Genomic DNA, 12,030 nt, shown 5'->3' with positions numbered 1-12,030 from the left:
TTATAATTTTAAATTGTTAATATCCACCTCTAAAAAACTATGCCGTTCATCGAGTTTTAACATTTGGTTTAGTTACTGAAAATAATAGTAACAATAAATGTTTTAAAATGAGTACAAAAAAATCAGATTCTCAGAGACTTAAAATTTTAGTGATTAAACGTATCATCCGTATGGAAAAACGTCAAAGAGAATTTTTCGAGCGAATTGAAGCTCAAAAAGGGATGGATGCTTACTTAACCGTGGATGAAATTCAGAAAGAATTTGGGGTTAGCAGGAGTACTTTTAACCGTTATCGAATAAAAGGCTTAAAAGTTCTTCAGAATGGTTACAAAGGGAAAATTACGGTTAGAAAAGGAGATTTTGTGGAATTTTTAAAAAATAGAAGGTCATGGTAGATAATATGAAATTGGAAATACATTGGCCAGCTAGAGAAAGGAACTTCTTTGACTATAATGAACCCCTAATCCATATTGGTAAGGATAAACGTAAATTTTTAATAACTAATCCTTGCAATGGAGAAAACTTAGAATTAGTAGCCGATAATAGAACTCCATATTGCTATATAAAAGGCAGTTGGAGGCGGTGGTATTTTGGATTAAAAGGATCATTATCCCAAGATTTGAATAGAAGACAATTCTTCGAGGTTGCAAAGGAGATTTCGAAGATTACAGGAATTTCTATTCGAGCTATTATGGCAGGTAATATAAAGAAAGTAGAGCTTGGTTTTAATGTAAGGTTAAAACGGGAACATGATTTATTTATTCCTAGTTTGAAAAGATATGGAAAACTTAAAAGGATGATAGTAGAAAAGGAAACGGTAAAATTCCTTGGCACAAAATTGACCTTCAAATGTTATGATAAAGGAAAGCAACTATTACCAAAAATAGCTAAACGGAAAATAGCAGATAAACTTAATAAATGTCTTCTTTTTATGAGGTTAGAATTGGAGTTAAGATCTATTTCTGCTACTAAATTCAGTTACTTGAAACGTCCTTTCGATATTTATAAAAACTGGGATTTATTATTAGATGAGCTTTGCAGTATAATTTTGACAGATATCGAAAAAGTTGATTTATTTTCTTCAGATTTAGATTTTACTCAATTTCCAAAAACCTTAACTGAATTCGAAAAAATTCTAATGTATAAGGGGATTAAAAATACCGGTTTGGACGAGGTTATTCTTTGGGTTAATTCGAGGTCATTACATAAACCGAAAAGAAGCTATAATCGAAAGAAAATTTATGAAATATTTCACTCTCACAAAAGTTCTGATAAGCAATACGTGATAACAGAAATTAATAGTAGGATACTTTCAAAAGCTGGTTTTCTGAAATAGGTGCCTTCCTAATTATAATATAGATAAGTTATTAACTGTAAAGGTTAGATAACTAAAGAGCCTATATAATTACAGGCGAAAAAATACAAGTAATGATGTTGAATTCCGAAACAAGTAAATACAGGTGTATACAAGTAGGTCCAGGAAAGCGGTCTTACTTGTATTACGCCCTGTATTAATGTGGTTTTTAAGCCACTTTAGTTAATAAGAAACACGTAGCTGGGCCAAGAATAAAAAAGCTCATTAGAACCACTTAAATTAACTAACCGCTTATCAAGTATTTCTAAGTCAATTTACATCCGATTTAATAAAAATAAAATAGGATCCGTGGGAGTAAATATTCTATTAATTAACATTGTAAATTGTGGAACGGTCGTGCTAAAACAAGTCGCGGAAAATTAGATTCGGATATGTCGGCATATTAATTTTTAAATGGTTTTTGAATTAATCCTTTCACTAAACTACTCGATATTTGAGATATGCGCTGTTTTACTGATTGCATTTATCCAGATTAAGCTATTAATATATAAAAATTTGTAATATTGTCTAATACATAACGTTTTAGCTCTAACTCTTAAAATCTTATTTATGTTAAAAATCAAATTTTTTAAGCCTGCTTTATTTATTTTATTTGCGACTTTTCTTGCATTTAATGTTAGTTGTAGTTCTGAGGATGATAGTTCAACTCAATCTGTGGAATTAACTGTTAATGGAACGGTTCTTTTTGATGATGGAGATGATTTTTTCGGTGATGTGGATGGTGATTTCACTGGTAATGGAGGAAGTGCTGAAAGAACTTTTTTATGGCAAAATTCGTTAAATTCTGCAGATTATAATGCTGATATTACGTCTTCTAGTACCGGGATATTTGAAATGGAAGTTAAAGATGCAGATGGAAATGTTGTTTTAAATAAAACTTTACGTGGCGATGTAGAACCTGATTCATTTTCTGGTGTAACTCAGAGTGGAACCTCCGGAATTTGGTCAGTTACTATTACTCTTTCTAATTTTAACGGGGATGGAAGTTTTTCCTTAAGCGAAGGAGATTAGTTAGTTAATTGGAGAGTTTTTAAATACCTTATTTTTCAGTTACCTAGATCAATCTATACATTTTGGAGAACTCCTATATGGAAAGTTATTGTTTTAATTTTTAAGAAATAAAGCGATATGCTATATATTTTTTGAAATTTATATGTTTTAAGCTTTCTGTCTATTCAGTGAATTATTCATAATCGTTCAATGTTTTTAGCCCTTATACAAGCCCTTTTTATTTTAGCCCATGCTTAAGTGTTGGTTTTATTTGTGGGTAGGTTATAAGTTTTAGCCCTGGTGAGGCTACAAGATTAGTATCAAAAAAGCCAAACCCTGTTCATCTATAGGAAGACAGCGTTTGGCTTTTATTTTTCCAATATAAATCCCGAATGATCAATTGTCTTTTTCTAAAAAAGGCTTAATGAAATCTATGAAATAAGGCCAGTTTGGTTCCACTGTATGCCCGCCCTCATGTGCTCTGAAGGCAATCCGACCCTCGTTCAAAAACGAACCAACTCCAGGATACTCCCCTCCAACCAGACCTTTATATCCCAATAGTTCATAAACCGGACTGGCATATTTTCCGGCCAGGAACATGCCCCTGGCATCCACCCAGTTGCCTTCTACCTCGGGGTTGCCTGTACTGATAAAAACAGGTCTTGGTGCAGCTAACGCAACTAAATGATGACCATCAATCGAAAGGTCGTTTACGCTTAAAGGGCCGGCATATTTTATAAAGCTCGGTGAGAACCAGTGATACTCAGCGCTCGAAGCAAGATTTTCTACCTGTTCTCCAAAATTTCTCCTGAGAATCTTGGCCCCGCCTGCACCTGAAGAGCCTATAAAGCCACCTGCAAACCTCTCATCGTAAGCCATAGTCACCATAGCTGCCTTGCCATAACGAGATAATCCTTCAATGATGACCCGGGAGGCATCCACTTCCGGTATGTTCTCAAAATAATTTAGAACCTCGCTAGCACCCCAGGCCCAGGCTCTAAGGCTTCCCCAATCATGTTGTTCTCTTGGTTCTCCTTTATTGGTAAGGCCTATGATTCCCCTTCGCAAACCAGCCCCATTATCTGCCTGGTAACTTGTAGGAATCAGACTGGCAAATCCCCAATTTTCCTTCAATAATAATTTCTTCCACTCTTCTACTTCTTTTTTCTGTGGCATTCCTGGCCATATCCAGTCAAATTTAAGGATAACGGGAACTGGCTTATCCTGATTTTTTGGGATGGTCAGGCTTAGGTCGATTGCCACCTCAATTTCGGGATACGAAGAATTGTCTACAATTCCTTTGAGTTTTTGGATGGTGACCGGAAAGGTTCCAAGGATCGAGTCCTTTTCTGAAATTATCTTCCAGCTAACCTCAGGTACATTTCCTGGAACCTTCCCGTACATTTCCCTGTTGAAATGCGCTATGATCTCCTTTCTTCTTTTTTCCCAGCCAGGCTTGTTTGCTACTGTATCTCCCTTATCAAATTGGAGGGGATCTGGAAGATCAATTAAGGGTTTCACTTTGGCCTCGTCAGAATTCGCTGCATTAGGAGCCGAAGGATCTCCAGACGGACCCGGTCTCAGCGAATCGATATCAAGCTTGTCAAGCATTAACCGGTGGTCTTCCCAGGAGAGTTTGTTGATGCTATCCCGGTAAGCCTGGGAAACCTGGGCCTTCATCAAGAATGGAAAGCTCAGAAATAGGATTATCTGCCAGTAAGGATTTTTCAGAAACATGATTGTTAGTTTTTTTGATCGTTATTCAACCTTCTTGCTCTCCGGAGGCCCAAGGTAGCTTGGCTTTAATCCACCAGCATCAATCACGAATTTTTGAAAAACAACTCCCGGATCTACCATCCAGATCTTTAAGGTATGCGTTCCCGCTTTGATATTTTTGTGTTCAGACGGCTTAATTCGAATATGATCTGTAACCGATTTGTTCCACCATTCCGGGTATTCCCAGTCTGGTTTGATGTCGCCTTCATGTATATTGATAATTTGCGGTTCCGCATCATCGATGGCTATGGCATATTTCAATCCTTCATTTTTCTTGAAATTCAGCGTAGGAGATAGGTAAGTATCAATCTTCAGGTCTCCTTCATCAAAAATTGTGAATTCGTATTCCAGATGAGGAGTATTTGGTCCGGGTGTTTGACGTTCTGCATTTGCCGGTTCCACGATCACGGCCGAATTGGTACGGCCCATGTTGGGCACTACCGTCCAACTGATATCTTCAGAATTTATTTTGTTGGTGAAATTGGCAGCTTCTATGGAAATAACCCCATTGTCCTCAACAAAACCTGAAGCTTCCGGAACATCTTTCCTAAGCGGCACTTCTATGTTGAATTCCTGCCCTGCACCTGAAAGTACGAGTTCTCCTTTTTCTGTATCCTTCGGAACTCTATCCCAGTCTATGCTAATAAAGACCTTTTCCTCATATTCCACCATTCCGCTTTTCGAGGAAAGCTGGATCCAATCATTTTTCGGGTTTAGCGAATAATCCAATTTTTCCTTTCCGCGGTTAAAGATTTCAATATAGTATTCCTGGTCATTTATCGGGTCGAACGGGGAAAACTTCTTACTGTTCAAACCACCTGGATTCCACCTGGACGATTCGCCATTTTCCAGCACGTATCCAATCCCTGCCCTGTCCTGATTCTGGATATAGGTGATTTTAGGCATTCGGTTTACAGACGGTTCGTTCCAGCTGGTGTAGCCTATATGATTTTGAGCCATCATATGGTTCCACTTGCCATTGGCCAGTGTGTCGTGGTAATATTTGGTAAGTTCAGCGTCCTTAAAGAATCTTTCCTTAACCTTTTCTGCATACATATTGGTGGAAGCCCTATCCTGCATGGCATACCTGTTATTTTTAGCTGCTGCCACATACATTTGGTTGAGGTTGCTGCTCATTTCAATTGGAAATAGCACCAGCTGGTAGAAGGCTGCCTGGTGAGTTTCGGGGAGCTTTTTATAAATAGCTCTGCTTTTTTTCAGCAATTGCTCATATTCTGAAAGTATTCTTTCCGCCTCGCGATAGTTATCAAGGCTGTAGGTGTCCGGTTTCAGCATTTCAGGGGTGCGACGGGCACTGTATTTTGTATAATCCGAAAGGATCCCTGCAATTTCTTCTGCATGATCCTCGCCGAATTGCTGCGTGGCCCAATCTTTATAATAATCGGGTAAATCCTGGGCTTTCATTTCAGCATTCCAGGCGAAATCAAGGAAAAAGCTAATAGGCAATTCCATAGGTTTGATATCGCCTACGTTAACGATCCATAGATCCTCCACTCCCCATTCGTAGGCGAGGTTCATTTGTTCCCATACCTTTTCGATCTGGGTTACATTCAGGAATCGATAGGAAACCGGTCCGCCAACAAAATCGAAATGGTAATACATTCCATAGCCGCCTTTATGGTCCAGGTCTTCCTTCTTCGGAAGGATTCGAACATTACCCCAGTTATCATCGGCTAAAAGGATCAGGATGTCATCATCTACCCGCATCCCCTTGTCATAGTAATCCTGTACTTCCTTGTAAAGGGCCCATACCTGGGGAGTTTCTTCAGCTGGTTTACCGGTTACATCTTCAATTATGGTACGTTGATCTGCGATAATTCTTTTCAGTAAATTCACGGCAGTTCCTTCGCCCATGGCTTCATCACCATCACCGCGCATCCCCACTGTTACCACACTTTCGTAATCACCCATACGTTCAATTCCACCACGCCAGAATTTCTGCAAGTTTTCGGCATTCGTTTCATAATTCCATTCTCCTGCATCATAGCGATCCCATTCTTCATGATAGCGCATCATTGGCTCATGATGGGAGGTTGAGATCACGATGCCGTATTCATCTGCCAGCCGCAGATTTTCAGGATCATCGGTAGCAAATACGGTGGGTCGCCACATGGCTGGCCACAGGTAATTTCCTTTATTCCGAAGAATAAGCTCAAAAACCTTCTCGTAGAATTCATGATTGAATCCGCCGTAATTTTCACGTGCCCAGTTCGTTAATGCCGGTGCCTCGTCATTGATGAATATTCCGCGGTATTTAACCGAAGGTCCTTCAGCAACATAGGATTTGTTTTGAACAAAAAGGTTTTGCTTTTTTTGCACGGGGGCATCGGCCCACCAGTACCAGGGAGAAACCCCTATTTCTTTTGAGAGCGTGAAAACACCGTAGGCCGTACCCCGTTTGTCGCTACCAGCGATCACCAGGGCCTGTTCCACCCCAGGATAGGGATTTTGAACTGTTTGAATAATAAAGCGCTCCCAGTCGCCTCGAATTTCACTTATGTCGATCTTATCTTTTTCAATTAGATCATCTATAAAACGGCTGTTTCCAATAGAACCTATAATGACCAGATTTCCGTTTACATTTGATGTAGATGTGATTAGTTCTGGTCCTTTCCCGGTTACTTTTTGAACATCATCAGCAAAAAAGTTTGCCGATATATCAATCAGTTTTTCATCTTCAGAATCGTATAATATGCTGGCTACCGAATTACGATCAACGAGTGCGAACTCATTTTCATCGGTTTTTTGGTTGCTCACACTAATTTGAGAGTAGGAGACAAACGGGAAAACAAGTAAGAATAGAATTATTTTTTTCATTTTAAATAGGAAACTTTGAATTATTGGGCATAGACTTATTTCTGTATTAAAGCCGAACTGGATGAATATACGAACTTTTTGAAAATACGCAATCGATTGCGTGCCGACTTCTGCTTTCGCCAGATTATGAACTGTAAGAAGTGCGAATTCCTATTTCCCTGGATTACTTGAAAAAGAAAAATCCTTTTCAGAGCAGAACTGCAAATTCGATGATGCCTTAAACTTTAAAATCAAATCCATCAGCTTTTTTTCGCTTGTACTTATCATGATCGAATTGATATAAAAATGAACCTTTACGAGATGAACTCATATCTTTCTCATCCAGTTTTACCAGTATATCCATCGCGTTGATCTTGTTGATAAAATTTCTTTTGTCCAGCTTTTCACATAAGATGGATTCATAGAGCTTTTGAAGCTGCTTCATAGTGAATTTTGGTGGGAGCAATTCAAAACCTACCGGTTCTTTTGAAGTCTTATAACGCAACCTGCTAATAGCGTGTTTCACCATGATATCATGGTCAAAGATAAGGCCTGGAGCTTCAGAGATGCTAAACCATTTAGCACCGTACTGGTCAATAAGCTTTTCATTATGCTCTTCGATATTAATAAGTGCATAATAGGCAACAGAAATAGTCCTTTCCACAGGATCCCTGTCTATTTTACTATAACTGTGTAATTGCTCTAAATAAACATTTTTGAGCCCGGTTAGTTTATTAAGAATTCTGTCTGCCGCTTCGTCCAGGTTTTCCTCTTTTTTTAGAAAACCACCAATAAGAGACCATTTTCCTTTTTCCGGTTCGAAATCCCTTTTGATCAATAGGATTTTTAATTCTTCCTTATCAAAACCGAATATGATACAGTCTAAAGCAAGAAGAACCTTGTCGCTTGCTGAATATTCATCTAGCATTGTTCAATTTTTAATAGTAAACCTATCTAAATAATTTTTAAATATTAGTATAAATAATAGGTTAATCAAATTATTTGGAAGGCGAAAGTTAATAAAACGTAAAAATATATTTGTTTTTTTGAAAATACTTTAATTAATTTGAAGTGTAAAGTTAACACTTAAATTCTTCTTTTCAGGAATTAATTTAAAATATGATGGTAAAAAAAATTCTATTAGTTCATGTGTTCTTTTTTCTGGGGGTATCGTTCCTGAGTGTTCAAGCTCAAACTGAAATTAAACTCAAACCGGCCGATCAGCCACAAACCATAAGTAAACACATTTATGGTCACTTCGCTGAACATTTAGGGAGGTCTATATACGATGGTTTGTATGTAGGAGATACCAGTAAAATTCCGAATACCGATGGGGTTCGAAATGATATCATTCAGGCTTTGAAGGATATCGATATACCTAATCTTCGCTGGCCTGGCGGCTGTTTTGCAGATACCTATCACTGGAAAGATGGAATAGGGCCAAAAGAAGACAGGCCAACCATTGTAAATCAATGGTGGGGTGGAGTTACCGAGGATAATAGCTTTGGAACTCATAATTTCCTGAACCTTTGTGAGGAATTGGATTGCGAACCTTACCTCGCAGGAAATGTGGGTAGTGGAACTGTACAGGAGTTTACAGACTGGCTTCAGTATGTAAATCATGCCGAAGGCAGTCCCATGGCTAAACTTAGAAAGGAGAATGGACGGGAAGAGCCCTGGGATGTGAAGTTTTGGGGAGTTGGTAACGAGCCATGGGGTTGTGGCGGAAATATGGATGCTGAGTATTATGCTGATGTTTACAAACAATATGCAACATTCATGACTTCCTGGTCTAATGAAAATGACCTGTACAGGATCGCTTCAGGTCCAAGTGGCGGAGATTACCACTGGATGGAAGTGTTGATGAGCGAGATTCCTAAAAGTTTAATGGAAGGTGTGGCATTGCATTCCTATTCGGTGATCGACTGGGAGAACAAGGGGCCGGCTACAGGTTTTACAGAGGATCATTATTTCTCTACCATGACCGAAGCATTGAAAATGGACGAGTATATCACCAAACATTCAGAGATCATGGATAAATATGATCCGGAAAACGAGGTTGGTCTTATCGTGGATGAATGGGGCGGCTGGTATGATGTGGAAGAAGGTACGAATCCAGGTTTCCTTTATCAGCAAAATACCATGCGGGACGCGATGATCGCAGGTGCAACCCTTAATATTTTTAATAATCATAGCAGAAGGGTGAAAATGGCCAACCTTGCACAAACGGTAAATGTGTTGCAGGCGGTTGCCTTAACAAAGGGTTCGAAAATGATCCTTACGCCAACCTATTATGTATTAAAAATGTATAAGGTACATCAGGATGCCGAATTAATTCCGGTTGAATTTAATAGCCCTGATTATTCCTTCAACGGTAAATCCTTGCCGGCAATATCTGTTTCGGCTTCCCGAGCAGAAGACGGGAAAGTGCATATTTCCCTGACAAATATCGATGCTAAGAAAAGTAATACCGTTAAGATCGATCTGTCCGGCCTTGATCTGAAAAAGCTTTCTGCTGAAATACTGACTTCTGATAATCTTCAGGATCACAATACATTTGAAAATCCGGAGAAAATACTTCCGCAAGCATTCACTAAATTTAAAAATCGCAACGATAACCTTGAACTGGAAATTCCTCCCTTTTCTGTAATTGTCTTTGAGGCTGAATAAACCCTGTGATCTAATATGCCTAAAATTCTCATCATATTATCTTGCTTGGTTCTCTCAGGTGTTTCCACCTTTGGGCAGTCTGCTAAAGTTAGGACATTTCATTTAAAAGATGTTCGGCTTACAGACAGTCCTTTCAGGCAGGCGATGTTAACAGATCTTGATTATATCCTTGATCTGGATCCAGATAGGCTGCTGTCTCCCTACCTCCAGGCGGCCGGCCTTCAACCAAAAGCTGAGAATTATCCGAACTGGGAAAGTATGGGGCTGGATGGACATATAGGCGGCCATTACCTAACCGCGCTGGCGCAGATGTATGCTTCAACGGGAAGTGAAGAAGCCTTTCAACGGCTTACTTATATGCTTGATGAATTGGAAAAGGCTCAGCAGGCAAACGGTAACGGATATCTAGGTGGCGTACCAGATGGGAAGGAGATCTGGAAAGAGATTGAAAATGGGAATATACAGGCTCACAATTTTGGATTGAATGATCGCTGGGTTCCGTTGTATAACATTCATAAAGTATATGCAGGCTTAAGGGATGCCTACCAGGTAGCAGGTATTGAAAAGGCCAGGAAAATGCTGGTTGACTTTACCGACTGGATGATTGGTCTAACTGAAGATCTGAGCGATGAACAAATACAGGAATTGCTGATCTCGGAACATGGAGGATTAAATGAAACTTTCGCCGATGTTGCATCAATTACAGGAGAAGAAAAATACCTGGAACTGGCCTATAGATTCTCCCATAAAAAACTTCTGAACCCGCTTCAGTCAAATAAAGATATTCTAACCGGAATGCATGCTAATACGCAAATTCCAAAAGTGATTGGCTTTGAAAGCATTGCCCAGCTGGATCAGAATTCAGAGTATCATAAAGCTGCTGAATTTTTCTGGGATAACGTGGTCAACGAAAGAAGCGTGGCAATAGGAGGAAATAGCGTTAGAGAGCATTTCAATCCTGTAAACGACTTTTCTTCCATGATGAATAGTGAACAGGGCCCTGAAACCTGCAATACCTATAATATGCTTCGCCTAAGTGAAAAGCTTTTTGAAGTAGATCCGAATGAAAAATATATAGATTTTTATGAGCGGGCGCTGTATAACCATATTCTCTCCACCCAGCATCCCGAGACAGGCGGATTCGTTTATTTTACTCCAATGCGGCCGGGACATTATCGGGTCTATTCGCAGCCCGAAACCAGTATGTGGTGTTGCGTGGGTTCAGGTATAGAAAATCATGGCAAATACAATAAATTCATTTATGCGCATTCTGAAGACTCTTTGATCGTCAATCTTTTTATTCCTTCGGTTTTGGATTGGGAGGAGAGAGGTCTAAAAGTGATTCAGGAAAGCGATCTTGAAGCTGAGGAATCAACGAGATTAAAATTTGAAACAGCAAGCTCTCAGAATTTGAACCTTTTGCTCCGGTATCCTTCCTGGGTTAAAGAGGGAGAATTGGAAATTAGGGTCAACGGAAAAGCGATGGAAGTGACCAGCGAGCCCGGCAGTTATGTTTCGGTTGATCGAACCTGGGAGAATGGAGATGAGGTAGTCATGAAACTACCTATGCATCTGAAGGCTGAAAAATTACCTGATAACTCAAATTATCAGGCTTTGACGTATGGGCCTTATGTTTTAGGAGCCAAGACCAGCGATGAGGATCTTGAAGGATTGTATGCCGATTCAGGCAGAAATGCCCATATTGCTCATGGCAAAAAGCTTCCGTTTTCAGAAATGCCGGTTTTTCTTTCTGATCAACCGGAACGATTAACCGATAATATTAAAAAGGAAGCATCTTCAGAATTAAAGTTTTCAGCCTCCTCTATTATGTATCCTTCATCTTATGAATCGATCGAATTTGTCCCCTTTTATCAAATTCATGATTCCAGATATGTGATCTATCTTCCCGTAGAAACTCCGGAAAGTCTGGCCGAGATCGAGAAACAGCGAAAACAGCAGGAGCTGGAAATAGAAAAGCTTGAAGCTAATACTATCGATAAAGTAACTCCCGGTGAACAGCAACCGGAAGCAGAACATTTAATAGAATTTAAAAATTCCGACACTGGGATTCATAATGATAGACACTGGAGGGATGCAGAAGGATATTTCAGCTATGTGTTACGCGACGACAAAAATGAGGCAGGGAAAATTCGGCTTACGTATCATGGAAATGATAAAAACAGGAATTTTAGAATCCTAATCGATGATATTCTAATAACCGAAGAGCAGCTCGAGGGAGAGGAAGGCGATAGATTTTTCAGTAAGGAATATTCTATTCCTGATGAGGTGCTTGCAAATAACAAAGCCGAAAGAAGAATACGCTTTGAGGCGGTGGAGGGTTCGCGCACTCCCGGCATATATGAAATCAGGTTATTGAAAAAAGAAGACTAAAATTACAGGAT

General features: G+C 39.4%; 8 protein-coding genes. 5 read left to right on the top strand and 3 right to left on the bottom strand.

The genetic code is table 11. The features are described from left to right. Positions 1-107 precede the first annotated feature (107 nt). The 3 genes from MKO06_RS04355 (at position 108) to MKO06_RS04345 (ending at position 2,386) form a co-directional block, all read left to right on the top strand. Positions 108-395, top strand: a complete 288-nt coding sequence (locus MKO06_RS04355) for a MerR family transcriptional regulator (RefSeq protein WP_241549438.1) — start codon at positions 108-110, stop codon at positions 393-395. Further along, positions 389-1,336, top strand: a complete 948-nt coding sequence (locus MKO06_RS04350; RefSeq protein ID WP_241549437.1) for a hypothetical protein — start codon at positions 389-391, stop codon at positions 1,334-1,336. The genes MKO06_RS04355 and MKO06_RS04350 overlap by 7 nt, the downstream gene beginning before the upstream one ends. Before the next feature lie 588 nt (positions 1,337-1,924). Continuing rightward, positions 1,925-2,386, top strand: a complete 462-nt coding sequence (locus MKO06_RS04345; RefSeq protein WP_241549436.1) for a hypothetical protein — start codon at positions 1,925-1,927, stop codon at positions 2,384-2,386. A gap of 375 nt (positions 2,387-2,761) precedes the next feature. Here the strand turns inward: MKO06_RS04345 and MKO06_RS04340 are convergent, their stop codons facing one another. The 3 genes from MKO06_RS04340 to MKO06_RS04330 all read right to left on the bottom strand — a co-directional run bounded on the left by MKO06_RS04340 (position 2,762) and on the right by MKO06_RS04330 (position 7,886). Continuing rightward, positions 2,762-4,102, bottom strand: a complete 1,341-nt coding sequence (locus tag MKO06_RS04340; protein WP_241549435.1) for a glucuronyl esterase domain-containing protein — start codon at positions 4,100-4,102, stop codon at positions 2,762-2,764. A gap of 21 nt (positions 4,103-4,123) precedes the next feature. Beyond that, a complete protein-coding gene (locus MKO06_RS04335; protein WP_241549434.1) occupies positions 4,124-6,979 on the bottom strand; it encodes a glycosyl hydrolase 115 family protein in 2,856 nt (951 codons plus the stop codon). A gap of 217 nt (positions 6,980-7,196) precedes the next feature. Continuing rightward, positions 7,197-7,886: an NUDIX hydrolase gene (locus tag MKO06_RS04330; RefSeq protein ID WP_241549433.1), complete on the bottom strand. Its 690-nt coding sequence runs from the start codon at positions 7,884-7,886 to the stop codon at positions 7,197-7,199. A gap of 194 nt (positions 7,887-8,080) precedes the next feature. On the opposite strand from MKO06_RS04330, the gene MKO06_RS04325 reads away from it, so the two are divergent. Both MKO06_RS04325 and MKO06_RS04320 read left to right on the top strand, forming a co-directional pair. Beyond that, positions 8,081-9,628: an alpha-N-arabinofuranosidase gene (locus MKO06_RS04325; protein ID WP_241551025.1), complete on the top strand. Its 1,548-nt coding sequence runs from the start codon at positions 8,081-8,083 to the stop codon at positions 9,626-9,628. A 15-nt stretch (positions 9,629-9,643) separates the two neighbouring features. Next, positions 9,644-12,019, top strand: a complete 2,376-nt coding sequence (locus MKO06_RS04320; RefSeq protein WP_241549432.1) for a glycoside hydrolase family 127 protein — start codon at positions 9,644-9,646, stop codon at positions 12,017-12,019. Positions 12,020-12,030: the final 11 nt, after the last annotated feature.

This window comes from Christiangramia oceanisediminis (assembly GCF_022570735.2).
GTDB lineage: Bacteria > Bacteroidota > Bacteroidia > Flavobacteriales > Flavobacteriaceae > Christiangramia > Christiangramia oceanisediminis.
This window is presented reverse-complemented; position numbering and strand designations above follow the sequence as displayed.